General features: G+C 66.4%; 24 protein-coding genes. 15 read left to right on the forward strand and 9 right to left on the reverse strand.

Annotation, left to right across the window (positions count from 1 at the left end; genetic code table 11):
* Positions 1-3 precede the first annotated feature (3 nt).
* From GQE99_RS00725 to GQE99_RS00735, 3 genes are read right to left on the reverse strand one after another with little or no spacing between them, the layout of a single operon-like run.
* Complete coding sequence (locus GQE99_RS00725; protein ID WP_161349671.1) at positions 4-1,281, reverse strand: TRAP transporter large permease; 1,278 nt, start codon at positions 1,279-1,281, stop codon at positions 4-6.
* A complete protein-coding gene (locus tag GQE99_RS00730) occupies positions 1,278-1,817 on the reverse strand; it encodes a TRAP transporter small permease (RefSeq protein ID WP_161349672.1) in 540 nt (179 codons plus the stop codon). The genes GQE99_RS00725 and GQE99_RS00730 overlap by 4 nt, the downstream gene beginning before the upstream one ends.
* Entirely contained in the window at positions 1,817-2,830 is a 1,014-nt protein-coding gene (locus GQE99_RS00735; protein WP_161349673.1) for a TRAP transporter substrate-binding protein, read from the reverse strand. The genes GQE99_RS00730 and GQE99_RS00735 overlap by 1 nt, the downstream gene beginning before the upstream one ends.
* 155 nt (positions 2,831-2,985) lie before the next feature.
* Here GQE99_RS00735 and GQE99_RS00740 point away from each other — a divergent pair, with 155 nt between their 5' ends.
* Entirely contained in the window at positions 2,986-4,002 is a 1,017-nt protein-coding gene (locus GQE99_RS00740; RefSeq protein WP_161349674.1) for a LacI family DNA-binding transcriptional regulator, read from the forward strand.
* A 75-nt stretch (positions 4,003-4,077) separates the two neighbouring features.
* Here GQE99_RS00740 and GQE99_RS00745 read toward each other — a convergent pair whose 3' ends face one another.
* The gene (locus GQE99_RS00745; protein WP_161349675.1) at positions 4,078-5,103 is read right to left on the reverse strand and encodes a LacI family DNA-binding transcriptional regulator; all 1,026 of its coding nucleotides are present in this window, start codon (positions 5,101-5,103) and stop codon (positions 4,078-4,080) included.
* Between the two features lie 148 nt (positions 5,104-5,251).
* Between GQE99_RS00745 and GQE99_RS00750 the strand changes: the two genes are divergently transcribed.
* From GQE99_RS00750 to GQE99_RS00775, 6 genes are all read left to right on the forward strand, one after another.
* The gene (locus GQE99_RS00750; protein WP_161349676.1) at positions 5,252-6,490 is read left to right on the forward strand and encodes an ABC transporter substrate-binding protein; all 1,239 of its coding nucleotides are present in this window, start codon (positions 5,252-5,254) and stop codon (positions 6,488-6,490) included.
* A gap of 61 nt (positions 6,491-6,551) precedes the next feature.
* Entirely contained in the window at positions 6,552-7,430 is an 879-nt protein-coding gene (locus tag GQE99_RS00755; RefSeq protein ID WP_161349677.1) for a carbohydrate ABC transporter permease, read from the forward strand.
* A complete protein-coding gene (locus GQE99_RS00760) occupies positions 7,423-8,259 on the forward strand; it encodes a carbohydrate ABC transporter permease (RefSeq protein ID WP_161349678.1) in 837 nt (278 codons plus the stop codon). Before GQE99_RS00755 ends, GQE99_RS00760 begins: the two co-directional genes overlap by 8 nt.
* Positions 8,260-8,262: 3 nt before the next feature.
* Positions 8,263-9,405: an ABC transporter ATP-binding protein gene (locus GQE99_RS00765; RefSeq protein ID WP_161349679.1), complete on the forward strand. Its 1,143-nt coding sequence runs from the start codon at positions 8,263-8,265 to the stop codon at positions 9,403-9,405.
* Between the two features lie 84 nt (positions 9,406-9,489).
* Entirely contained in the window at positions 9,490-10,833 is a 1,344-nt protein-coding gene (locus GQE99_RS00770) for a NosD domain-containing protein (protein WP_161349680.1), read from the forward strand.
* Positions 10,830-12,491, forward strand: coding sequence for a glycoside hydrolase family 32 protein (locus GQE99_RS00775; RefSeq protein WP_202530525.1), 1,662 nt, complete (start codon positions 10,830-10,832; stop codon positions 12,489-12,491). The genes GQE99_RS00770 and GQE99_RS00775 overlap by 4 nt, the downstream gene beginning before the upstream one ends.
* A 10-nt stretch (positions 12,492-12,501) precedes the next feature.
* On the opposite strand, the gene GQE99_RS00780 is transcribed toward GQE99_RS00775, so the two are convergent.
* Positions 12,502-12,930 (reverse strand): MarR family winged helix-turn-helix transcriptional regulator, encoded by a 429-nt coding sequence (locus GQE99_RS00780; RefSeq protein WP_161349681.1) that lies wholly within the window; start codon positions 12,928-12,930, stop codon positions 12,502-12,504.
* A 214-nt stretch (positions 12,931-13,144) separates the two neighbouring features.
* Between GQE99_RS00780 and GQE99_RS00785 the strand changes: the two genes are divergently transcribed.
* The 8 genes from GQE99_RS00785 to GQE99_RS00820 all read left to right on the forward strand — a co-directional run bounded on the left by GQE99_RS00785 (position 13,145) and on the right by GQE99_RS00820 (position 21,772).
* On the forward strand, positions 13,145-14,065 hold the full coding sequence (locus tag GQE99_RS00785) for a hypothetical protein (protein ID WP_161349682.1): 921 nt from the start codon (positions 13,145-13,147) through the stop codon (positions 14,063-14,065).
* Positions 14,062-15,336, forward strand: coding sequence for a 2-hydroxyacyl-CoA dehydratase family protein (locus GQE99_RS00790; RefSeq protein WP_161349683.1), 1,275 nt, complete (start codon positions 14,062-14,064; stop codon positions 15,334-15,336). Before GQE99_RS00785 ends, GQE99_RS00790 begins: the two co-directional genes overlap by 4 nt.
* Positions 15,337-15,384: 48 nt before the next feature.
* On the forward strand, positions 15,385-16,518 hold the full coding sequence (locus GQE99_RS00795; RefSeq protein WP_161349684.1) for a CaiB/BaiF CoA transferase family protein: 1,134 nt from the start codon (positions 15,385-15,387) through the stop codon (positions 16,516-16,518).
* Between the two features lie 34 nt (positions 16,519-16,552).
* On the forward strand, positions 16,553-17,563 hold the full coding sequence (gene dctP / locus GQE99_RS00800; protein WP_161349685.1) for a TRAP transporter substrate-binding protein DctP: 1,011 nt from the start codon (positions 16,553-16,555) through the stop codon (positions 17,561-17,563).
* Positions 17,564-17,625: 62 nt separating this feature from the next.
* Positions 17,626-18,141, forward strand: coding sequence for a TRAP transporter small permease (locus tag GQE99_RS00805; protein WP_161349686.1), 516 nt, complete (start codon positions 17,626-17,628; stop codon positions 18,139-18,141).
* A gap of 3 nt (positions 18,142-18,144) precedes the next feature.
* Positions 18,145-19,422, forward strand: coding sequence for a TRAP transporter large permease (locus tag GQE99_RS00810; RefSeq protein WP_161349687.1), 1,278 nt, complete (start codon positions 18,145-18,147; stop codon positions 19,420-19,422).
* Positions 19,395-20,600, forward strand: coding sequence for a cytochrome P450 (locus tag GQE99_RS00815; RefSeq protein WP_161349688.1), 1,206 nt, complete (start codon positions 19,395-19,397; stop codon positions 20,598-20,600). The genes GQE99_RS00810 and GQE99_RS00815 overlap by 28 nt, the downstream gene beginning before the upstream one ends.
* Complete coding sequence (locus GQE99_RS00820) at positions 20,597-21,772, forward strand: cytochrome P450 (RefSeq protein WP_161349689.1); 1,176 nt, start codon at positions 20,597-20,599, stop codon at positions 21,770-21,772. The genes GQE99_RS00815 and GQE99_RS00820 overlap by 4 nt, the downstream gene beginning before the upstream one ends.
* Positions 21,773-21,794: 22 nt before the next feature.
* On the opposite strand, the gene GQE99_RS00825 is transcribed toward GQE99_RS00820, so the two are convergent.
* From GQE99_RS00825 to GQE99_RS00840, 4 genes are all read right to left on the reverse strand, one after another.
* Positions 21,795-23,087, reverse strand: coding sequence for a hypothetical protein (locus GQE99_RS00825; protein WP_161349690.1), 1,293 nt, complete (start codon positions 23,085-23,087; stop codon positions 21,795-21,797).
* A gap of 210 nt (positions 23,088-23,297) precedes the next feature.
* The gene (locus GQE99_RS00830) at positions 23,298-24,467 is read right to left on the reverse strand and encodes a helix-turn-helix transcriptional regulator (protein WP_161349691.1); all 1,170 of its coding nucleotides are present in this window, start codon (positions 24,465-24,467) and stop codon (positions 23,298-23,300) included.
* A gap of 349 nt (positions 24,468-24,816) precedes the next feature.
* Entirely contained in the window at positions 24,817-25,104 is a 288-nt protein-coding gene (gene csgH / locus GQE99_RS00835) for a curli-like amyloid fiber formation chaperone CsgH (protein WP_161349692.1), read from the reverse strand.
* A 227-nt stretch (positions 25,105-25,331) separates the two neighbouring features.
* Entirely contained in the window at positions 25,332-25,673 is a 342-nt protein-coding gene (locus tag GQE99_RS00840; protein WP_161349693.1) for a hypothetical protein, read from the reverse strand.
* Positions 25,674-25,698 lie beyond the last annotated feature (25 nt).

Genomic DNA, 25,698 nt, shown 5'->3' on the forward strand with positions numbered 1-25,698 from the left:
GCCTCATTTCATCAGTGTTGTGGGGAGCCACGTGGACAGAGCCGGCACGGTCGTGACCACGAGAAGGGACAGGATCAGCGGGATGAAGAAGGGCATCACGCCGACGATCACCCGGGTGATCGGCATCTTGGTGATGATCGTGATCATGTAGAGTGACATGCCCACCGGCGGCGTCAGGAGCCCGATCATCAGGTTCAGCACGAACACGATGCCAAGCTGAAGCGGATCGACGCCCGCCATCGTCAGCGCCGGGGCCACGATGGGCGCGATGATCAGGATCGCGGCAATGCTTTCCAGCACCATGCCGACCACGAGGAGCAGCAGGTTCACCAGGAGCAGCAGCACCAGCGGGTTGTCGGACAGGCCCAGCAGCAGGCCCGATACCTTCATCGGCACCTGGTCGAGCGTCAGCACCCAGGCGAAGAGCGCGGCGGTGGCCACGACGAAGAGGATGTTGGCGGTCGCCGTGGTCGTCTCGCGCAGCGCCTCGATCAGGCCGCGCAGGCTAAGGCTGCGGTATATGAAGAGGCCGATGAGGATCGCGTAGGCGACCGTGACGCCCGCGACTTCGGTAGGGCCGAAGTAGCCCGACATCAGCCCGCCGATCAGAAGGACCGGGGCGAGTAGGGCGGGGATCGAGATCAGCGTCTTCTTCGCCACGTCCGCCGGGCGCGCCGCGATGTCGTCGCGCGGCAGCGACTTGGTGCGGGCGACCACGGCGACCTGCACCATCAGGAAGGCGGTGAGCAGGAGCGCGGGAACGATCCCGGCCAGCAGAAGCTGCACGGCCGAGACGTTGGCGACGCTCGCGTAGATGATGATCGGGATCGAGGGCGGGAAGATCGGGCCGATGGTGGCGGCGGCGACGGTGAGTCCGGAGGCGAACTCGGGCTTGTAGCCCTGCCGCGTCATCTGGTCGATCTGGATCTTCCCGAGTGCCCCGATGTCGGCGAGCGCTGCGCCCGAGACGCCGGAGAAAATCAGTGAAACGAGGATCGACACCTGCGCCACGGCACCGCGAATGCGGCCGAGCACCATGCGCACGAGGTCGAAGAGATGCGTCGTCACGCCGGTCGCGTTCAGAAGCGCGGCGGCGAAAATGAACAGCGGCACGGCCAGCAGCGGCGAGCTGTCGAGCGCATTGAGGCTGCGCTGGGCCAGCACCGACACCGGCAGACCGTGGGTCACGATCACCACCGCGGAGGACAGGCCAAGGCAGACCGCGATGGGCGCGCCCGCGACGAGCAGGACGACGAAAATGGTCAGGAGCAGGGCGGTCATGTCGTCTCCAGCGCCTCTTCGTCCCCGGCCGGGCCGTAGGGCTGCGACGGGGTCTTGCCGCGCAGGGTCGCGACGATACGCTCGGCGGCGACGATCGCGAGGAACAGCGACCCGGTAAGCGCGAGGGAATAATAGAACCAGTTCGGGACCCGCATGGCGGGCGTGAGGAACTTGCCGGCGCGCGGCAGGAACTCGGCGAAGCTCCACAGGAGCAGCACGCCGAAGGCGAGCGTCGCGATGTCGGCGAGAAGCGTCAGCCAGCGCGCGGACCGTTCGCTCAGGAGGTCCGGAAGCAGCGACACCGACACGAGCGCCTGGCGTCCGGCGAGCGCGGGGACCGACAGGAAGACGAGTCCGATGCCGGAAAACCGGGCCAGCTCGTCGGCCCAGGGCAGCCCGAGATCGAAGAAGTTGCGCGCGGCGACCTGCAGCACGACGAGGCTCGCCATGAGGGCGAGGAGGGCGAGGCCGAGCCCCACCCCCCAGTGCGTGACCCGCGCGAGCATCGCGCGGGGGGAGGACACCTCCGCAGGCATCAGCCGACGGCCGCGATCTTCGCGTAGAGGTCGCCGTACTCGGCGCCGAAGCGGTCGTCGACGAGCTTGGACACGCCCGCGCGGAAGCCTTCGAGGTCGAGCCCGTCCTCTTCGCCGATCACGGTCATGCCGAGATCGCGCAGCTGCTGGGTTTCGCCTGCCTCGTTGTCGAGAATGGCGTTCGTCGCCTTCTCGCGGGTCTGGTTGGCAGCGTCGCGCACGGCGTCCTGTTCGGCGCCCGACAGGCCCTGCCACACGTCCTCGTTCATCACGACGACCTCGGCGTTGGACATGTGGCCGGTCAACATGAGGTGGCTCTGCACCTCGTAGAGCTTGACGTTCAGGACCACGTTCACGGGGTTTTCCTGGCCCTGCACCACGCCGGTGGCCAGCGCGGTCGGCACTTCCGACCAGTCGACCGGGACGGCGACGGCCCCCATGCCCTCGACGGCGGTGGTGTAGATCGGGAAGGGCACGGCGCGGATCTTCGTGCCTTCCAGGTCGGCCGGGCCCATGACCGCCTTGTTGCAGGTCAGGTTCCGGCGCCCGAAGTAGTGGGCGTAGATCACGCGCACGTTTGCGGCGTCGATCAGGCCCTTGTTCAGTTCCTGCATCACCGGGCTTTCCACGTCCGTCACCGCCATCAGGTGGTCGATGTCACGATAGAGGTACGGCGTGTCGAGGGCCGCGAAGGGCTGGTAGAGCGATCCCAGCGCGCCGGCGGTGTTGTGCGAGAACGCGATGGTGCCCAGCGAGACGGCCTCGGCCAGCTCCTGCAGCTTGCCCAACTGCGAGTTCGGGAAGACCTGCACTTCGAGATCCCCGCCGGAGGTCTGGCCAAGCGCTTCGGCGAACCAGTCGGCCTGAGCGCCCGCGACCGAGGCGACCTCGTTGTTGTGCCCGTAGCGCAGGGTCGTGGCGGCAAGCGCGGGCCGCGCGATCAGCGGGGCGGCCAACGCGGCCCCGCCAAGGGCCAGCACGGATCGGCGGTTGAGTCCGGTGGATTGGGTCATCTCTCTCCTCCCAAGAAGCGGTGATGTGTTTTGAAGGGTGAAGGCGTCGACCGACGCGCTCCCTCCCCAGTCACGACGGCTTTGACGAATGGTAGGGAGATCGGGCATGATTGGTCCAGAAGTTTGAAATGATTGTTTTTGATGGGTTGCTGCAGATGCCGGACAGTGAAAACAAACCGCTCCTGGTCGATATCGCCGCGCGGGCGGGCGTGTCGATGGCCACGGTGGACCGGGTGATGAACCGGCGCAAGGGCGTGGCCGACCGCACCCGCCGCAGGGTGCTCGAGGCCGCGCGGGCGGTGGGCTATGTGGGCGAGGCCGAGGCGGAACACATCGGCGCGGCGCGCCCGATGAACGTGACGGTGCTGCTGCCCTCGGGCACCAATCCCTATCTCCGGCTGCTGGGCGACCGGGTGCGCGCGCGGGTCGAGCGCTCGGGCGTCACCGACCCGTTCCTGCGTTGCTACTTCATCGAAAGCTTCAATGCCGCGGCGCTGGCCGACGCGCTGCGCAAGAGCGCGGGCTGGGCCGACGCGATCGCCTTCTTCGCCATCGAACATCCGGAGGTGCGTGCGGCCGCGGCGGAGGTCGCCACGCAGGGCACGCGGCTCGTCACCATCGTGTCAAACCTCGGTGAACGGGCGGGCATTTCCCACGTCGGGCTCGACAATCACGCGGTCGGACGCACCGCCGGGCTCCTCGTGGGACGGTTGGCGGGGCGGGATGCGGGAGCGGTCGCGCTGGTCGCGGGCTCGCGCAACTACCGCGCGCACAGTGAACGCGAGGCGGGTTTTCTCAGCCTGATCGACGAGATGTTTCCGGGCCTCAAGCTCGTCGGCCTGCGCGAGGGGCACGACGACGCAGCCGAGAACTACCGCCACACGCTCGCGCTTCTGGAGCAGGAGCCGGACCTCGCGGGGATCTACAACGTCGGCGGGTCGTCCGGCGGCATCACCCGCGCGCTGCGCGAACGCGGGCGCGAGAACGTGGTCTTCGTCGGACACGGGCTGACTGCCGACACGCGGCGCGCGCTGCTCGACGGGACGATGGACGCGGTCTTCGACCAGGACCCCGACCTGCTGATCGACCGCGCGATCCGCACGTTGGCCGAGCCGGACACGCGTCCGGCGGCCCTGAAGCTGGACATCTACTTCCGTGAGAACCTGCCGTGATTTTTTCCGCGCAGATGCCCGCGTCCGCGATGACGGTCTCACCGACCGATCGTGTGCCTCGTGGCCGGGGCCGGCTCAGCCCGGCTCCTGCGTGCAGGAGCCGCGCGCGATGACGGGGCAGGGGAGGGCGAGGCGATCGCTGGGGACATCCTGGCCCTCGATCAGCTTGGTCAGTCGCTCGGCGCCCCGGTAGCCGAGTTCGTAATAGGGCAGCGCCGCGGTCGTGAGCTCGGGTTTCAGGGCGAGCGACACGGTCCTGAAGTCGTCGAAGCCGACGATGCTGATGTCCTCCGGGATGCGCAGCCCGAGGCCCAAGGCGGCGAGATAGGCCTGCAGCGCGATCTCGTCGTTGCCGCACATCAGCGCGGTGGGCCGGTCGGGGCCGGAAAGCATCTTGCGGGTCTCTTCGAACACGAGGTTGGTCTCGGCCCCGATGGGGCCCTCCATGCCCAGCCTGATGTCGATGTCCGCCTCCGAAAGCCCCGCCTCGCGCACCGTGTCGCGAAAAGCCTCCAGCCGCATCTCGGCCCCCAGCAGGCGCGGGTTCAGGCGAAGGTAGCCGATCTTGCGGTGGCCGTGTTCCAGCACATGGCGCGTCAGGTCGCGCGAGCCCTGGTAATCGTCCGGTTCGATCGACGGGTAGCCGTTCGACGGCTCGGGGTGGCAGTTCACCAGCACCGTCGGGATGGACACGGCCCCCGGCGATGGCGATATCTCGCGGTGATACATCGAGACATAGAGGACGCCCTCGATCCTGTGCGACTGGAATGTCCGCCAGATCTCGCGCTCCTTGTCCCTGTCGTCGTTTGTGTTGGCCAGCAGGACGGTGAGGCGGTTCTGTTCGGCCCAGTCCTGGATGCCGCGCACGATGTCGCCCGAATAGGGGGTCGTCGAGATGAAGTCCGTGATGATTCCGAAGGTGTAGGACCGGCTCGACCGGACCGAGCGGGCGGCCATGTTGGGCACGTAGCCCAACTCCCGGATGACCTGCTCGACCTTCGTCTTGGTCGCGGGCTTCACGTTGGGTTCCCCGTTGACCACGCGCGACACGGTCTTGTTTGAAACGCCTGCGGCCTTGGCCACGTCCACGATGCTGACCATTTGCGATCCCTCCCGTCGCAGACACCCTATACAAGCAAAATGACAACGTCGACATATTTTGTTGACAACGTTGTCATTCAGATTCTAGCTGTAGGACGTGGAGTCGCGCCTCGCCGCGGTTTCGCCACCAGATCTTTGGGAGGACACCATGAAGAAACTGATGAGCACCAGCCTCGTGGCGCTGGTATCCACTGGCTTCACGGCGCAGGCCGAAAGCATCAACATCCTCGTCGAAGGTGGCGGGAAGATGTTGCAGGAGGCCGTGGCCGAGAAATTCACCGAAGAGACCGGGATCGAGGTGGTCTTCACGGAGGTGCCCTACCAGGGTGTCTTCGACAAGCTCTCCGCCGAGATCGCCTCGGGCTCCTCGAACTTCGACATCGCGACCATCGACGTGGTCTGGAATGCCAACTTCGCGCCCCATGTCGACGACCTGTCGGGGCTGTTCACCGATGAGGTCCGGGCGGACCTGCCGTCGGCGCTGGTCGAGGACGCCAAGGTCGACGGCAAGATGATAGGCATGCCCGCCTGGGCCAATGCCGAGATCGTCTTCTACCGCAAGGACCTGTGGGAAGACCCCGACAACCAGGCGGCGTTCAAGGCGGAATACGGCTACGACCTCGCCCCGCCAGCGACCTGGGAGCAATGGCGCGACATGGCCAGGTTCTTCACCAAGGACGACATGCACGGCACGGCGACCGTGGGGCTGTTCTCGGAAGAGTGGATGGCCCATGTGCTTCAGGCCGGCTCGCCGGGCGTGATCCTCGACGACGCGGGCAACGTCATCCTGGACAACGATGCGCATGTCGAGGCGCTCGAGTTCTACCGGGCGCCGCTGTGCGAGGACAATTCGTCCCCCGAAAACGCGCTCGAAATCGGCTGGGGCGAGGCGCAGAACCTCTTCTACCAGGGCCAGACGGCAATGATGAAGTTCTGGGCCCACGCCTACCGGCTGACGCCGGAGGACTCCAAGGTCGCCGGGCGCGTGGGCGTGGCCCCCATGCTCGCGGGTTCGGCCGGGATCGCCGGTATTCCGGGTCCATGGTACAACGTCATCCCGTCCTCGGCCGAGAACAAGGACGCGGCGAAGCAATTCATCGCCTACGCGGTCGAGCACAACGCGATGGGCATCGAGGCCCCGCTGGGCCTTGCCGCGACGAACTCGGCCTATGAAAGCTACATGGGCAAGGACGGCTACGAGCACTTCGGCCCGCTGCTTGAAACATTGGGCGCCGATGCCACCCAGGGGCGGCCGATCCACCCGGACTACCAGGAGCTGGTGGACGAGGCGGTGATGCCCGCCTTCCAGGCCGCGCTCGAGTGCGAGGACAACGTCGAGGAGCTCCTCGCGGACGCCGCCGAGATCGCCCGCGACATCCTGGACTGATCCGGGACAAACGGCGGGGGAGGCGTGCGCGCCTTCCCCGAACACCCAAGGGAGGCCGACCATGACCGAACGCAGGTTCGTGTACCTCATGCTTGCACCCGCCGCCCTGTTCCTCGGGCTGCTGGTCGCCTATCCGGTCGGCCTTCTCGTCTTCAACTCGTTCTTCACGGTCGAGACGATCACGCCGGACGTGCGCGAATGGGTGGGGTTCGAGAACTACATCGACGCGCTGACCTCGTCGCGCATCGCCGACAGCGCCTGGCGCACGGTGAAGTATTCGGTCTTCGCGCTGGGCTTCGAGCTGATCTTCGGGTTCTGCGCGGCGCTTCTGTTCTCGGCCATCGCAGAGAAATCCCGCTGGCACCGCACGATCTTCGCGTTGCCCCTGATGGTGCCGCCGATCGTGGCCGGCCTCCTGTGGCGCTTCCTGCTGGTCGGGCAGATCGGCATCCTGAACTACGGGCTCGCGGCCATCGGCCTGATCGACGACCCCGGCGATATCCGGTGGCTGTCGGACGCCGACATCGTGATCTATTCCGTCGCCTTCGCCGACATCTGGCTCACCACGTCCTTCGTGGCGCTCGTGGCCTATGCGGGGCTGACCAACATCCCCCGCGACCTGATCGAGGCCGCGCGCGTGGACGGGGCCAACGCGCTCAAGCGCTTCTGGCACGTCACGCTGCCGCTCCTGCGCCCGGTCATCGCGGTCATCATCATCGTGCGCGGGGTCGACGCGGCCAAGACGTTCGACCTGATCTGGATCCAGACCCAGGGCGGACCGCGCAACCAATCCGAGGTCTTCTCGATGAACATCTACCAGCGGATGGTGCGCTTCGGCGACCTGGGGGAGGCGTCTGCCTCGGCCACGCTGTTCCTGATCGTGATGCTGGTGCTGGCCGGGATCGCCTACTGGAAGATCTGGAGGCCCAGCCATGACTGATGCCGGAAACCGCGACATCGGCAAGGTGCTGATCAACGCCTTCGCGTTGCTCCTGGTGCTGTCCTACGCGCTGCCCTACGTCTATCTCCTGATGACGTCCCTGAAGCCGGCGGCGGATGTTCAGCAGATCCCGCCGAGCTTCTTTCCCGACCGCATTTCTCTGGAAAACTTCGGCGAAGTGCTGGGCAGCGCCACGCTTCCGAGCGCGTTCGCCAATTCGCTGATCACGGCCGTGCTCACGACACTGCTGTCGCTGGTGCTGGCGGTTCCGGCGGCCTATGTCGCCGCGCAGTACCGCCGGCGGATCACGGTGCTCTTCCTGCTCTTCGCGCTGGTCACGCGCATGGTGCCGGCGGTGTCGCTGGGGGTTCCGCTCTTCCAGCTCCTCAAGACCCTTGGGCTTCTGGACACGACCACGGGGCTGGTCCTCGCGCACACCTCCACCGCGGTGCCTCTCGCGCTCCTGCTCATGGCCGCCTTCTTCGAAGGGGTGCCGCGCGAGCTGGAAGAGGCGGCGCGCATGGACGGTTGCACCCGGTTCCAGGCCTTCGTGAAGGTGGTGCTCCCGGTGATGAAGTCGGGGATCGCGATCACTGCGCTCTTCTCCTTCATCGCAAGCTGGAACGAATTCCTCTACGCGCTGCTGCTCACCTCGGAGAATTCGAAGACGGCGCCCATCGTCATCGCGGAATACAACTCCGTCTACGGGCTCGCCTGGGGCCCGATGACGGCCGCGGCGGTGCTCTACTCGCTCCCCGTCATCATCGTGACGCTGGCGCTTCAGAAACAAATCATCGGCGGGCTGACCTTCGGGGCGGTCAAGGGATAGGACATGGCTGAGATATCGCTCAACAACATCAACAAGGTCTACGGCGACGATTTCCACGCCATCCATGACCTGAGTTTCGACATCCGCGACGGCGAGTTCATGGTCTTCGTCGGCCCCTCGGGCTGCGGCAAATCCACCGCGCTGCGCATGGTCGCGGGGCTCGAGACCATCACGAGCGGCACGCTGACCGTCGGCGGACGCGTGGTGAACGAGGTGGACCCGAAGGACCGGGATGTCGCCATGGTATTCCAGTCCTACGCGCTCTACCCGCACAAGTCCGTGCGCGAGAACATCGCCTTCCCGCTTCTGATGGCAAAGGTCCCGAAGCCCGAGATCGACCGGCGGGTCGAGGAGGCCGCCGAGATCCTCGAACTCACCGCCCATCTCGACCGCAAACCGGGCAAGCTCTCCGGCGGGCAGCGTCAGCGGGTGGCGATGGGCCGCGCCATCGTCCGCCAGCCGGCCGCCTTCCTGATGGACGAGCCGCTGTCGAACCTCGACGCCAAGCTGCGGGTGCAGATGCGCGCTGAGATCGCGAGCCTCCAGCGCCGCCTCGGCGTGACGACGATCTACGTGACCCACGACCAGGTCGAGGCGATGACGATGGGCGACCGGGTCGCGGTGATGAAGGCCGGACGGCTCCAGCAGGTCGACACGCCGCAGGCGCTCTACAACCGCCCCGACAACGTCTTCGTCGCGGCCTTCATCGGCTCGCCCTCGATGAACCTCTACGAGGCGGAGCTGGACGGAAGAACCCTGACCCTGGGCACGAACAGCTTCGACATTCCCGACGCGGTGTTCGAGAAGCGCCCTTCGCTTGCGGGCGCGCAGAAGCGTCCCGTGATCGTCGGCATCCGCCCCGAACACATGGACGACGCCGACGTGCGGCCGGCCTCGGCGCAGATCCGCGCGCGCGTCACGCTGGTCGAGGCACTGGGCGCGGAATCGATGGTCCACCTCGCCATCGACGCCCCCTGGGTCGACGCAGGCGATCCCGACGCGGTCGGCGAGATCGGCGACGGGAAGGCCGCGGTGGCGCGTTTTTCCCCGAAGTCCGGCGTGGCCGCGGGCGATACCGCAACGGTCGCGATCGAGGCGGAGGAACTCCATTTCTTCGACCCCGAAACCCGCCTCAGCATCTGGTGACCCGGGCGCTCGAGCGCCGCGCCACCCAAGACATGTTCGCCCGCACCCGTGCGCGGCCGAAAGATTTCCGGAGAGACATTCAACATGGCCAGTCAGAATTGCTACGATGTCACCCAGTGGCCGGTGGGCGACCCGCACGAAGATGTGGGCGCCGTCATCAACAGCATCATCGCGGACATCAAGCGGCGCCAGGACGACCCCGACCGGGGCGACGGGGGCAAGCCGGGGGCGGTGATCCACATTCCGCCGGGCGACTTCAGGCTGCGCACGCAGGTGGTGATCGACATCAGCTTCCTGCGGATCACGGGCGCGGGGCACGGTTTCACCTCGTCGAGCATCAGGTTCAACACGTCCCGCGAGGAACTGGCCAAGTGGCACGAGCTCTGGCCGGGCGGCAGTCGCGTGCTGGTGGATCTTCCCCCCGCGCACGGCGCGGACGGTGCCGCGTTCCTCGTCGCGCGTGAAGGCGATCCGCGCATCAGCTCGGTCGAGTTCGAGGGCTTCTGCATCGATGGCCTGCATTTCACCGGGACGGAGGCGGACAACCCCGAGAATTCCTACCGCAACGGCAAGACCGGCATCCATGTCGCCAGCGCCAACGATTCCTTCCGGATCGTCGGCATGGGACTCGTCTACCTCGAGCACGGCGTCACGGTCGACGACGCGGATGCGCTCAGCATCGACAACAACTTCATCGCCGAATGCGGCAATTGCGTCGAGCTTCGCGGCAGGGGACAGGCGTCGCGGATCGCCAACAACCTGATCGGGGCCGGCTACGACGGGTATTCGATCTTCGCCGAGAATTACGGCGGCATCCTCGTCACCGGGAACAACGTCTTCCCGCGCGGGGCCTCCAGCCTGTACTTCTCGGGCGTGGCGCGGTCTTCAGTCACCGCGAACAGGTTCCATTCCTTCTACCCCGGCATGCTGGTCCTTTCGGACGGGTGCGCGGAGAACCTCGTGTCGTCGAACCACTTCTTCAGGGACCGTGAACCGTGGGAGCCGATGGTCGCCTTCGACAACGGGCGCGACGATCTTTTCGGCCTTGTGCATATCGACGGGGTCAACAATTCGGTGATCGGCAACCACCTGTCTCTCTCCATCGACCCTGGCCACCTGAAGCCCGCCGGCGAGCGGCCGGTGATGATCCACGTCGCCGGCGGGACGGGCAATTACATCGCCACCAACCACGTCGTCGCCACGACCGAGGCGGCGGGGACGACCGACGCGCCCGCCAGCGCCTGTTTCGCGACGCAGGTGGGTGCGCTTCTGGCATCGGGCACGGGCACGCCGCTCGAGGTCACCACGGTGCGCGTGGGCGAGGGGGCCGCGTCCAACACGGTGCTGGATTCCGGCACGGCGGCGCAGGTCGTGCTGGACCGGTCGGCCAACGCCTTCCGGCCCACGCCGGGCGTGGAGGCGGGATGATGCACGCCGAAACGATCGAGCTGGAGGAAGGCACGCGCGTCGAACTCTGGGCGCGCGGTCCGGGAGCGATCAGGGCCCTGATCGACGGTGTCGTCGTCTGGCAGGTCCCGGCCTTGTCCGAGCACCCGGGCTATTACAAATACCACCACCGCGAAGCCTGCGCCGTGACGTTCGAATGGGACGAGCCGGAGAGCATCCTATGGGTCTACTCGTGGGAGCCGGGGCGCGTGGAGGACTGTGGAATAACGGTCTGGGAGTTCGGAGCGACGGGCATCACGCGGCGCACCGGGACAGAGATCGACGCCTGGATGCGGGCGGACACCAAACGGCCCGGCTTGCACTTTTCACCCATTCGCCAATGGATGAACGACCCCAACGGGCTGTGCCGGATCGGTGAGACGTGGCACCTGTTCTACCAGTTCCACCCGTCCGGCACCGATTGGGGCCCGATGCACTGGGGCCACGCGGTCAGCACCGATCTGTTCCACTGGACCCACATGCCGGTCTTCCTCCACCCCGAGCAGAACTGCTGGCAGCTTGGCGCGACCGGAGGCGCCTTCTCCGGCAATGCGTTTCGCGACCGCGATGGCGCGCAGATGTTCTTCTACACCGAGCGCCTGCCGGCCTATGACCTGTTTTCCGGCTACCGCGAGATCCAGAAGCTCGCGCGTCCCGGGCGTGGCCTTGTCACGGCCGAGAGCATCACGACCGTGCTCGAGACGCGGCCGGACGGGGTCGAGCACGACTTCCGCGACCCGAAAGTCTGGTGGGACGCGGTGCGCGGGGAATACCGGATGATCCTCGGCGCTTCGCTCGACGGGGATCCGGCGGTTCTTCTCTACGGGTCCGAAAACCTGCTCGACTGGCGCTACCTCGGCCCCCTCTACCGCGCCCCCGCACGCTTCCGCGGGGAAGGGGCGCGGGCGGTCGAATGCCCCGATTTCTTCGAGATCGACGGCAAGTGGGTGCTGGTGATGGGGTTTGTTGGCCATACCGACCCGGTGTCGGGCCGCCACAACCTGCTCTACGCGCTCGTCGGGGACTTCCGCGACGACCGCTTCGTGCCGGACAACGACGCCCTGCAGCTTCTCGACTTCGGGACCGACTTCTACGCGATGCAGAGCTGTGCTGCGGACGGCCGACAGATCGCCTTCGCCTGGCTCTTCAACTGGGAGGACCGCAAGCCGCCCGGCTCTCCGTATTCCGGGGAAATGTCCCTGCCGCGTGAACTGTCGCTCGACGCGTCGGGCCGGCTCTGCATGGCCCCGGCCCGCGAGTTCGAGGCGCTGGCGCGGGAGAGGGGCGAGGTGCGCGACGGCGCCGCCGCGCTGCCCGACGCTCCGTTCGACCTCGTCCTGACCGGCGGGCTCGAGGGCGCGCGGATCACGGCCACGCAGGCGGGTGGTACGTCCTTCGAGGTCGGCGTGACCGACGGCGTGCTCTGGGTGCGTCTGCCGCAGGACGACGGGCGCATCCGTTACGACGCGCGGATCGCGCCCGAGGCCGACCTGCGGGTGGTCCACGATCGCGGGATCATCGAGATCTTCGCGGACGGCGGCGCGGTCTGCGGCACCCGGCGCAATTACAAGCACACGTCGCCGGACGCGCTCACGGTCACGACCAACGGGCGGGCGACAATCTCGCACCCCGAGGCGTAACGGCGGCCCCTCAGTCGCCGCCGGAGACCGGGTGCATCGACACGCGTGCGGCCAGCGACGCGTGGAGCTTTTCGAGCACGCGGAAGAACACCTCCTGCTCCTCGGAAGGGATCCCGCGCATGACGTCGGCGTTGAGCGGCACCGACAGTTCGCGGATCGCGGCCACCATCTTGTGCCCCTCGGAGGTCAGCGTGATCGCATTCATGCGCCGATCGCCCGAAACGCGCTGCCGCTCGATCAGGTCCTGTGCCTCGAGCGACTTCACCAGCTTGGCGATGGCGGATTTCTTCATGGCGAGGTTCTCGGCCAGGTCGTTCTGAGAGATGCCCGGGTTCACCCAGATCATGCACAGAATGCCGATCGACCCGGATTCGAGCTCCAGCGGACCCCGGATCGACGCCCCGAATGACCGCAGCATGGCGTTCAGATTGCGGATCATGAACGGAAGATCCGTCACGAGCGGGCCCAGTATCACCCGCGGTCTCCCGGTTTGCTTGTTGTCCGTCACGACGATCCTCCCAATTCCCGGCAGAGTTCAGAATTCGAACCCGGATTGCAATGGTTGACGCTCCGTGATGGTTCATTTAGTGAACGAATATATCAGGGAGGACACAGTGCGAATAGGTGTATTCGGATGCGGAGCGCCGCTTGGCGTGTTCGCGTCCATCGGGCTGGCTCCGGTCGATGTCACCCTGCGACAGGCAGGGACGGGCACGGCGGCCGACAGGTATATCGAACCCTTCATGGACCCGTTCGCGGCCTCGGTCCTGCGCGGCATGGCGGCGGGCGACTTCGATGACCTCGACGCCATCGTCTTCCTGCGCGAAAGCCCGGGCGCGATGATCGCCTGCCAATACGCCTTCGAACTGGCCCGGCGCGGCGTGCTGCCGAAGGCGGCACCGCAACCGATCATGCTCAACATCCTGCCCGCAGATCACGACGCGGCCGAGCGCTTCAACCGGGCCGAGCTCGACCGGCTCACCGACACGCTCGCCACGCTTGGCTGGACACCCGAAGCGGGGATGGTCAGCCCGGCCGAGACCTTCGAACGGCTGATCTCGATGCAATCGGCGGGCATCCTGTCCGGTGCCGCGGCATTCGAAAAGCGCCGTGCGCTGGCCGAGACGGGGATGGCCGAGCTCGCGGGGCAGGCCGCGCGGCTCGACGGCCCGCGGATCGCGCTCCTGGGCGCACCGCTGGGCAACGCCGCGCTTCACGCAGCACTGGACGCCACCGGCATCCTCGCGCTGGACCAGCAGGCGCTGGACCAGGCCCACGTGGCGCGGGGCCGGACGCTGGCCGATGCGCTCGCCGCGCAGGCCGGCAACCCGTTCGCCGCACGACAGCCCGAACCGGTCTACGTCGACGCGGTCCGGGCGGCCCTCAAGGCGCACCGGATCGACCGCGTGACCTGGCAGGTAGAACCGCATGACGACCTCTGGGGATGGCTCGCCCCGCAGGTGCGCGCGCTCTGCATGGAGCTGGGGATCGGCTTCACCGACCTGGGTTTCGTCCCGCGTTGGCCCATGCCCGCCGACCTCGACGCCCTGCCGCTGGAGGAGGCGGTCGCATGAGTTACGAGCCGCTGCCCACCTCCGCCGAAGCGATGGGGTACCAGCGCGACTGGACGCGCTCCCTGCGCGCCCGGATCGAGGACGGGGCGCAGTTCGCCTTCGTCAATGCCGACACCCCGCACGAAATATTCCACGCGATGGACATGCCGGTGGTCGTGAACCAGTGGTGGTCCTCGGTCATCGCGGCCAAGCAATTGTCGACCCACACGCTCGACCGCGGGGCCGAGATGGGGTTCCACGACAACCTCGCGAAATACTCCGCCCTGCCGATCATCTCGGCGCTGGACGACAACCCGGACATGCAGCCGTGGGGCGGGCTTCCCGACCCGGCGATCCTGTGCGCGCGTCAGAGCGCGGACGATCAGCAGCGGTTGTTCCAGCTCTACGCGGAGAAGGCCGGCGCCCGGCTCGCACTCCTCCACGCGCCGGCGCCGGCCGAGAACCTGAATGACTGGTGGGTGCGCGCCCGCGACGACTGGGAGGCACTCTACGGCACCGCGCGGCTCGACCTGATGCAGGCCCAGATCGACGACCTGATCGGGCAGGTAGAGGAGATCACGGGGCGGGCTTTCGATCACGCGGGTTTCGGCGCCTACATGGAGCAGATCGAGCGCCAGGAGCTCATCTTCGAGGACGTGAACCTGATGATCGCCGGGGCCGAGCGGATGCCGGTGCGCATCGGCGAACAGATCCCCAACGTGATGATCCCGCAATGGCACCGCGGCTCGGACTGGGCCGTGGCGCATGCCGAGCGCTTCCGCGACGCGGTGGGTGAGCGGATCGAGGCGGGGGGTGCCGTCGTCGAGGACGAGCGCGTGCGCATGATGTGGATCGGCGCGGGGCTGTGGTTCGACACCAAGTTCTACACCGCGTTCGAGGAAGAGTTCGGCGCGGTTTTCGCCTGGTCGATGTACCTGCCGTTCGCCGCCGACGGCTACGTGCGCCGGGCGAAGGGCGACTATCTGCGCGCGCTCGCGGCCCGGGTGGTGACGATGAACGAACAGCTCCACCAGGCGCCGTGGGCCAATGCGTGGCTCGCGAAACAGGCGCGCGACTACCGCATCGACCTGGCCGTGATCCTTGTGCCCGAGGCCGACCGGCAATCGGGCTACGCGACCAATTTCATTGCCGAGGACCTGCGCGATGCAGGTGTCGAGGTGGTCGAGATCCACGCGGACATGGTCGACGCGCGCCGTTGGGACGGGGGGCGGGCGAAGGCGGACGTGGCGGCCGGCATCCGGCGGGTGATCGCCCGGGAACACGAACGTTGACAAGTCCTATAATAGTTCACAAAGATACATAATTAGGGAGGACGAGACATGGCGCGCGCGCTCGAAGGCTATAACGTTGTCGATTTCAGCCACGTCGTGGCCGGTCCGCTCGCGACCCATTTCCTCGCCCTGAACGGGGCGCGGGTGATCAAGGTCGAGACGCCCACGGGCGACCTCCTGCGAAAGTATTCCCCGAATCGCGAAGACTGGGGCATGGCGCCGTCGTTTCGCGGCATCAACATCGGCAAGGAAAGCGTTGCGCTGGATCTCAAGTCCGAGGGCGGGCTTGCCGCCGCGCGCCGCCTGGTCGCCGGGGCCGATATCGTGGTCGAAAACTTCCGCCCCGGGGTGATGGACCGGCTGGGGCTGGGCTACGAGGCCGCCAAGGCGCTCAACCCCGGGATCATCTATTGCTCCGTTTCGGGGTTCGGCCAGACCGGCGACATGAAGGATGTCGCTGCCATCGACCAGATCGTGCAGAGCCTGTCGGGCCTCATGCGCATATCCGGCAACGAGGGCGACCCGGCGATGCGGATCGGTTTTCCCGTCGTCGACACCTACACCGGCCTGCTCGCGGCCTTCGCGATCCAGACCGCGGTGATCCAGAAAGAGCGCGGGCTGGTGGAGAGCCAGAACGTCGATGTCGCCATGCTGGACGCCACCCTCGTGATGCTGTCGTCGGTGGTCAATCCGCTGATGATGGCCGGTCAGAAACACGCGCGCACCGGCAACCGCGGTTTCAGCCGCGCGCCGACCGCCGACACATTCGCCTGCCGGACAGGCGAGATCACGGTGGGCGCGGTCGAGGAACATCACGTCGAGAAGATGCTCGCCGTGCTGGGCGTGTCCGAGCTTCTTGACGATCCCCGCTTCGCGACCCGGATCGACCGGCTGACCAACGCGGACGCGATGCGCGAGAAACTGGCACGGGCGTTCGAGACCCGCGATGCGGCCGAGTGGGAGCGCCTGCTGCGCGACGCGGGCCTGTCGGCGGCGCGTGTCATGGACGTGGAAGAGGCCATCGCGATGCCGCACCTGGCCGAACGCGACCTGTTTCTCGACATCGACGGCGACCGGGTGCTGAACGCGGGCTTCCGGCTCGAGACCGGGGGACCCGGGGCAGAGCAGGGGGCGCCCGAACTCGGTGCGCAGAACGAAACGATACCAGAAGAGGCGGTCTGACCGCCGGAATTCAACGACCTTCAGGGAGGAGAAAATGAAGGATTTCATCAAGACCACGGTGCTTGGCGCCGTTCTGGCCAGCGGCGCGACGGCTGCCCTGGCGACCGAGTTGCGCCTGTCGGTGGAGACCCCGCCGGGCCACGTGCGCAACCTGGCGGCCGAACGCTGGGCCGAGGCGATCGAGGAGGCGTCGGGCGGCGATCTCACGGTCGAGGTGTTCCCGGCTGCACAGCTCTACAAGTCGGCCGACGCGATCCGGGCGCTCGCCTCGGGCGCGCTGGACATGTCGATCCAGGCCAACGTGACCATGAGCCAGTTCGAGCCGAACCTGTCGTTCTCGATCCTGCCGGTCTTCTTCGGGCGCACGGCGGAAGAAGCGCGCGCGATCCTCGAAGGGCCGATCGCGGACGAGACGGGCGAGATGCTCGCGGCCAAGGGCATCAACGTGCCGGGGTCCGCGTTCCTGTTCGCACCGCAGCATACCGCGTTCACCACGGATACGGTGGTCGAAAGCTACGATGACCTGCCGGGCCTGAAACTCGCCACACCGCCGTCGCCGGTCGTGGTTTCCGTGCTCAAGGAAATGGGCGGTGCCCCGCAGGCTGCACGCCGGTCGGAAATTCCGCTGATGCTGAGCCAGGGCCAGATCGACGGGATGGGCGGCGTGACCGAGCTGACCATCATCGGCGGCAAGCTTTGGGAGTCGGGCATCCAGAACATCTTCGCCGACAATGCCGGCTGGGGGTTCTACATGCCGGTCGTGTCGCAGCGCACGATGGACAAGCTCAGCGAGGAGGAGCAGGCCATCATCCGCGACACCTGGGCCGAGGTGCATGACTGGGCCAGCGACTATGCCGCCGGCGAGATGGAGAGCGCGCGCGAAACGTTGGCCGAGCACGGTGTGAACGTGGTGGATGCCGATCTCGACATGGTGGCCGAGAAGCGTCAGGCCCTGCTCGACCTGCAAGACAAGATCGTCTCGGACGGCGGCATGGATGCCGACTTCATCGCGCGCGTGACCGAGGCGCTCGACGGCTCGATGTAATGCGACACCCGCGCCGCCCCGCGCGTTCGGGGCGGCGCGGACCAACACCCGACAGGTTTCCAATGATCCCCCGAATTCTTCATGTCTGGTCTCGGGTCGAGACCGTTCTGATCGGCGTCCTGCTGATCATCGCGCTGGTGATCTTTCTCGGCGGCGGGCTCCTGCGCGTGGTCGCGCCGGCCTTCGCCGTCGACTGGGCCACGGAAGTCTCGATCTACTTCATCATCTGGGCGACCGTCCTGGCGGGCGCGGCCATCGTGCAGGAGGATCGCCACCTGCACACCGAGGTCTTCATCGCGGCGCTGAGCCCGCGCATGCGCCGGGTGCTGGGGTGGGCCATGTCGATCCTGTCCATCGCCTTCATCGCGGTGATGCTGGTCTACGGCTGGCAGGCCTACGAGTTCTCGAACCTGCTGGACGAGCGCTCCGGCTCGTCGCTGCGCACGCCGCAGGGCTTCGCGGTGTTTCTGCCGCTACCCGTCGGCATGGCGCTGATCCTGGTGCGCTGCGCACTGATGCTCATGAACGGACACAGGCCCTTCGGGCACCTGTCGAACGCGCCGGAACGGGGGGAATAATCGATGGATGCCTTTATCGGCCTCGGGGGCATGCTCCTGCTGATGGCGCTCGGCGCGCCGATCTTCGTGGCCCTGGGCGCTACGGCGATGATCATGATCGCGATCGAGGGTCGGCCCTTGATGGATGCCGCGGCGCATACGGTGTCGGGCCTGAACTCACCCACCTTCGTTGCCGTGCCGTTCTTCGTGCTTGCGGCCACCTTCATGCAGAAGGGGGGGATCGCGCGCATCATCATCGACGCGGCGGAGACCTGGGTCGGCCATTTCAAGGGTGGGCTCGGGCTGGTCGCAGTCATCGCGACGACATTGTTCGCGGCCATTTCCGGCTCGTCCGTCGTGACCGCGATGGCGATGGGGACGTTCCTGATCCCCGCCATGGTCGCGCGCAACTACGACCGGCCCTTCGCATTGGGTCTCGTGGGTGCCTCGGGCACCATGGGCATCCTGATCCCGCCGTCGCTGTCGATGATCCTCTACGGTCTCATCGCAGAGGAAAGCGTGCCACGCCTGTTCATCGCCGGGGTCATCCCCGGTCTCATCCAGGCGCTGCTCCTGGGCGGCTGGGTCATCTTCTACTCGCGCCGCAAGGGCTATGCCTCGGGCGAGCGGGCCACGCGCCAGGAGTTCATCTCCAAGAACCTGCGCGCACTCCCCGCGGTCGCGATCCCGCTCTTCGTCTTCGTGGGCATCTACTCGGGCTACACCACCGTGACCGAAAGCGCGGGCGTCGCGGCGGTGGCGAGCGTCCTGGTCGCGGTCTTCGTCTACCGCGAAGTGACGCTGAAAGAGATCTTCTCGATGACCGCCGAGGGGATGAAAGCCGCCGCGGGCGTGTCCTTCATCGTGATGTTCGCGCTGCTCTTCGCGCACTGGATCACCGGGTCGGGCGTGCCCACGCGGCTCGTCGAGTCCGCGATCGCACAGGATCTCCAGCCCTGGCAGTTCCTGCTCGCGCTCAACGTCATGATGCTGATCCTGGGCATGTTCCTCGACGCGATCGCGGTGATGCTCATCGTGACGCCGATCATCCTGCCGGTGCTGGGCCCCCTGGGCATCGACCCGGTTCACTTCGGCATCGTGCTGATCGTGAACATGGAGATCGCGTTCCTCACCCCGCCGATCGGCCTGAACCTGTTCGTTCTGTCGTCGATCTCGAAGGCGCCGATGTCGGAGGCCATGCGCGGCATGATCCCCTTCGTCCTGATCATGGCGTGCTTCCTTGTCCTTATCACCTACGTTCCGGAGATCACGCTATGGCTGCCGAACAGATTGATGAACTGAGGTCCGTCTGGGATCCGCACGACCCGGAGACGATCGAGAACTACCCCGCCGTCTGGCGCGAGCTGCGCGAGACGCACCCGGTCGCCTACAGCGACAACTGGGGCGGGTTCTTCACGGTCATGCGCTACGAGGACATCCAGGCGGTCGAGAAGGATCACGAGACGTTCACGGCGACCAAGCTGTCGATCGTGCCCGCCTCGCCCAAGCTCGGGCTGCCGCGCCTGCCGCTTCAGAAGGATCCGCCGGAGAGCGAACGCTACCGCAAGGCGATGAACCCGTCGTTCAAGGCCAACAAGGTCAAGACCTTCGAACCGCAGCTGCGCGCGCTGGTGGACCGGCTGATCGCCGAGGCCAAGGCGAAGGACGCGGCCAACATCGACTTCCCCGAGCAGATCGGCGAGCCGATGAGCCAGGGGTCGCTGGGCCTGCTCGTGGGCTTCGACACGGAAGAATCTCTAGAGATCGGGCGCCTGTCGGCGACCTACGTGCATGCGATCCAGAACCGCGACATGGGCACGGCGGCGAAGATGTCGAAGGGGGTCGACGCCTTCGCGATCAAGCTGGCGCAGAGCCGGCTGGAAGACCCGCGCGATCCCGAGAGCGACATGGTGTCGTCCATCCTCGCCCACCCGGTGAAGGGGGATCCCTTCACCGAGACCGAGCTGGCGGGCATGGTGCGCCTTCTGCTGGTGGGCGGCCACATCGCCTCGCGCTGCCTGATGAACTCGCTCGCCTGGCACCTCGCCACGCACCCCGACCACGTGCGCCTTCTGCGCGAGGATCCGTCCGTGAAGCCCACCTTCCGCGACGAGATACTGCGCTTCTACCCGGCGAACCAGAGCCTCGCGCGGGTGGCGACGAAGGACACGGTGCTGAATGGCACCTTCATAAAGAAGGGCACCCCGGTCGCGATGAACTATGGCTCGGCCAACCGCGATCCGCGTGCGTTCGAGGACCCCGAGACCTTCGATCCCTACCGCAGCCCGAACCGGCACCTCACCTTCGGCTATTCCACCCACCAATGCATGGGGCAGGCGATGGCGAAGATGCAGGTGGACGTGATGACCGACGCGCTGATCGCCCAGCCCGGGCTCAAAGTCGTGGGCAAACCCACATGGGGGCGCTGGACCGAGTTCGGCATCAACACCCTGACACTCGACATGCGAGGTGACACATGACCCACGAGGTGGACTTCAAGGTTCCCGAGAAAGAGGACTTCGACAGCCCGCACGCGCTCTTTGCAGAGCTGCGCAGCCATTGCCCGGTGGCCTGGAGCGGCGACATGGGCGGGTTCTGGGCCGTGACCAAGCACGCCGACGCGAAGGCGGTTCTGGAGAACTGGCAGATGTTCACGACGACGGTGCAGAACGTGGTGCCGCGCGTGGCCACGACCCAGCGCCGGCCCCCGCTGCACCTCGACCCGCCGGCCAACACCCCCTATCGCAACGCGATCCAGCGGTTCCTCACGCCCCAGCGCCTGGCTGACTGGGAGCCGCGGCTCGAGGTCATGGTGGCGCGGTTCCTCGATCCGTGGATCGAGAAGGGCGGCGACGTCTGCGAGAACTTCTCTTTCCTACTACCGATCGCGCTCCTGGCCGAGTTCTTCAACCTCTCGCCCGAGAAGGCCGAGCTGATCCGCGCGGTGGGGGCCGAGTTCAACATGGCGCTCCAGCGCCAGGACTTCGACACGCTGCGCCAGAAGTCGGACGAGCTCTACGATATTGCCGCCGACCTGATCGCGGACCGCCACGCCAACCCGCGCGACCCGGACACGGACCCGACCGCGAGCCTCCTGGCCGTGCGCGTGGACGGGGAACCCCTGGCCGACGACCTGGTCCTGGGGGCGCTGCGCCAGTTCCTGCTGGTGGGGATCATCGCGCCCACAACCTTCATCGCCTCGATGGCGGTGCACCTGGCGCGCCATCCCGAGCATCACGCCGAACTCACCGCGAACCCGGACCTCGTGCCCGACGCGCTCGAAGAGCTCCTGCGGCTTTACACGCCCTACCGCGGCTTCGCGCGCACGGCGCGTGAGGATACCGAGATTTCCGGCTGTCCGATCTCGAAGGGCGACCCCGTGGCCATCGTCTTCACTTCGGCCAACCGCGACGAGGACGTGTTCCCCGATCCGCACAGCTACCGGCTCGACCGCGAGGCGCGCGACCTGCTGACCTTCGGGCGCGGTCCGCACATGTGCCCCGGCGCACCGCTCGCCCGGGTGCTCCTGCGCGAAACGCTCAAGCAGATCACCCAGAAGACGGAACGGCTGGTCCAGACGAGCGATATCGAGATGACCAATTGGCCCGAATACGGACCTCTCAGCGTCGCGTTCGACGTGGTGAAGCGTTAGGGCAGGGGCGGCAGGCGTCGCCTCAGAACGTGATGCCGTAGGACACGCCGACGCCGACACTCCAGGACGTGCCGGTGGTTACGTAGGTCTCGCGGAAGGGGGCGCCGGTGCCGCTGTAGCTGGCGCTTCCCGCCCCGAACGATCCCGGGGTGGAGCCGGTGGTGCGCGTGGCGATGGTGGGCACGTTCCAGGCGTAGTCGCCGAAGAGCGACAGCCCCAGGACCCCGCCGCTTTCGAGGTAATGGGACAGCTTGACGCTGGCGGCCACCCGGCCGCTCACGCCCTGAAGGCTCATGGACGTCGAATTGCCCTGCAGGTTGAACGCCGTCGGGATACCCGTTGGCCGTGCGGGCACGGAGACCGCGCTGGTGCCGACGTAGTCGCTGTCGAAGTAATCGAGCCCGCCCGACATGCCGAGCGTGATCCCCCAGTCCGGCGACAGCAGGCGCGTGAACGTGACACCGGCCGTCCCGCCGTAGCTGCGGGTCGTCAGGCGGTCCTCGGTCGACAGCGACAATTCGATCGGGTCCACGCCCGCGATCACGGGGTCGATCACGAAACGCTCGGTGCGGCGCAGCGTGCGGTCGGTGAAGGTGAAGCTCGGCCCGGCGCTCGCGAATATGCTCCAGTCGGTGCCGCTGGTGATCGCGCGGCCGATGAGCACTTCGGTTTCGAGCGAGAACTGACTGTCGCTCCAGTCGGTCACGAGGCTCGTGTCGCCCAGGTCGCCCGCCGCGGCGAAGGCGAAGCCGTCCTTGTCGAAGATCGCCCCGTAGGCGGCGGCGGTCGGCGCGCTGCCGTCGGTGGTTTCGGCGGTGAAGACGCCGCCCTCGTTGGTGGTGCTCAGCGCAACCTGCGAGACGCTGCCGCCGGGGCCGGACGAGGCCGACGAGTTGATCGTCGCCGAGTCGCCGGAGCCATCGAGAATACTTGCGTTGGTCGACGCGTCGGCCGTGCCGCCGCTGGTGTCGGTGGTCGCGTCGATCGCCCCCTCGGGCGGCGACCCGAAGCTCAGGAAGACCGGGCCGGAAAGCGCCGTGCTGGTGCTCCCGCTGGCCGAGGTCAGGCCGACGGAGGTGTTCCACTCGAAATAGAGCGGCTCGTCCCCCAGCCCGCCAAGGGCCCAGGCATTCGACATGGAGACCTCGAAGCCGGTGCGCAGGCCGGGGCCCGAGAACGTGCCGGAGGGGGCAAGGCTCTGGGTTGTCCAGGGCGCCGACCCGGTCACCGTGAAGCCCATCCCGAACGCATGTCCGGCCGGTCGCAGCGTGAAGGTGTTGCCGGCCTGCGGCGCACTCACGAGCGGGTCGCCCAAGGCCGGGCTCGGACCGCCCGCGACGGCCGCGGATACCCCGGTGACGGTCGCACAGACCAATGACGCGGCAACCAGTCTGAAACCGAACGGTGCTGCGGGGATTTTGCCCGAAAAAGCAGGCTTTCTGTGCATGACTGTCGCCGATCTTACCTGATGCGCTGACCATGGGGCCATCACCCGTGATAAGCCAGCGAGAGGGATTGGCAAGCGTCAGGCCGGGCTCGACATCGCCAAAACCTGGAGCGTTGCAACAAGGTCAACCTGCCGGTTCGTGCCGGTCTTTCGCATGACGGAAACGAGCTGGTTGCGAAGTGTCTGTTTGGACAGTTTTTTTCGCACCGCGATGTCACCGATGCTCATGCCGGACAGAAGCCCCGCCGCCAGTTCCGACTCCCGCGTGGTCAGTCCGAAGGTCTGCCACAGCATGTCGTGACTGAGGTGGAACACCTCGGCCGGCTGGTGGGCGATCACGGCGATTCGCTGCTCGCTGCGCGGATCGACCCGCGCTGTCGCCTCCTGTAGCGACGAGGGCGGCGGATTGAGGCGGACGAGCGTGAAGAAGGTGCGGCGCTGCCGGTCGGTCTCCTCGAACCTGAGCCAGCTTCGGTTGGACGCGGTGTTCGTGCTGAGCGCATGCACCTCGCGCTTCAGGTCCGCGTCCGCCTCGGGTTCGATGCCGTGAAGACTGCCGTCCGGGCAGAGCAGGATCGACTCGCAGGACCGGACGAGCGTCTCGGCCTGGGCGTTCATGCATTCGACCCGGCACTGGGAATCGACGATCGCCGTCGGAAACGGGATGAGCCGAAGGATCTGGTCGCGTTCGCGCTGCGCCTCGCTCAGTGCGCGCCGCAGGTTGGCCGTCTGGGCAACGTTGCGAAGATGCGGACTGACCTCGGTCAGAAGCTTGCGGGCGGCCGGTGCGACGTCGATCTCGTCGCGCTGCGGAAAGCGGATCTCGAGAACCTTCTGCCGGGTGCCTTCCCGGAAGAACACGACCCCGACGCCAAGCTCGAAATCCCCGCGCTGGGACAGCCAGGTGCGGTAGAACCGCGTTTCCTTCATTTCGTCGAGGCTGATGAGGTCGCGCTGCTGGAAAACGCTGCCCACGGGCTGCTGCCACTGCTTCTTGAACCACGCCGAATTGGCCGAAATCGCGACCGAGAATGACCGGGCCGCGTCCAGGTCCAGGCCCCGGTGCAACAGGTAGTTCCCCGAGACCTCGACGGTGTCTTGCGACACCAGGAGGATCGCCGCATCCGGCAACCGCGCGGCCAGCATGTCCAGGACTTCCTCGTGATAGTCGGATGCCAGCGCGGCATGGAACCATCGCGCGACATCACCGCATCCGAACGCGATGCGTTCTTCCTTCGATACGAACATTTCTTCCCCCCTGCGATCTCTAAATCAAAATTGCAAAACACGATCCTTCTTCGCCAACATCACCCGGCAACATCCTGTCGCGGAAGCCGCAACAGGGTCATTGATCATGCGCAACGCTCGATGGTTTTTCTTAATTGAACAGAGGGGCGAGACCGCCCTTGCGCAGGCTTGGGACAATGATGCTTCGGATCGGCCCTGCGCCGGCCTGAATCCGAAAAGGAGTATGATACCCTTGAAAAGGTTATACTAATCAGCATTCACATTGGGACGTACCGAGTAGTTAAATGGAAATCGGCACGCTTGGCAAGTGATCTTATACCTATGGACGTAAGCGCCCGTCACGCCGCGCTCAGAGCTCGGCCGTGCAGATGTCGCCGCGGTCCGAGGTGATGACCAGCGTCGCCGTGATCGTGTCGCCCCCGATGGAGTTCATCGAGATCGTGCCCAACAGCTTTTCTTCGCTGCCGTCGAGAGCGAAGAGCCCTTCCTGCATGGTGCTGGAGCGGCCGTTCGGACCCTCTTTCTTCACGAACAACCGGTAGCTTCCGCTGCCACCCGTCGCGGACCAGACGATGCCGCGCAAGTCGTAGCCGTGCGTCGTCACCAACTTGTCGATCTTGCATCCCATGTTGTTCATGCTTCTGGCTCCTCCCAGGGCCTGGGCGGCGGGCGCGGCGGCGAGGCAGGCGAGGACGAGGGCGCAGACGAGACCGGAAAGAGTGCGGCGCACCGGGCGTCTCCCGTCTTCCTGGATGAGTCTGGTGACCTGGTCTGGTTGCATTGCCTTGGGTCCTTGCGTGTCTGGCCGAAGATCTTGGCTTTGGTCTTCCGGCGGAAGCGGCCGCGCCCTTTGCGGGCTCCGGTTCACGGATGGTGAAAGATCTCAACGGTGGTCGATATGCTCATGTTGCCCGTCGAGTAGGAACCACCGCCGAACGCCGACTGCCCAATGGCATCGGCCTGCATGATCGCCGACATGTTGTTTTCGCCGGTCTGAACCTGTTGTGCCGCGAGGTCATTGCCAGACTGGAAGATGCCGGAGATGTTGTTGCGCCCGTTCTGAACGGTCGTCGCTGCGTTTCCGTCGCCGAATTGCCCGGTGAAGGCGAAGTTGTGCCCGGTCTGGTCCGTGGTCGACGTGTTGTCGGCAAGAGTGGGGGCACCGGCGGCGCAAAGGGCGAGAGTGGCGAAGATAATACGTCTCATCGCTTAACTTGCTCCTGTGTTAATA

The organism is Maritimibacter harenae, assembly GCF_009882975.1.
Classification (GTDB): Bacteria; Pseudomonadota; Alphaproteobacteria; order Rhodobacterales; family Rhodobacteraceae; genus Maritimibacter; species Maritimibacter harenae.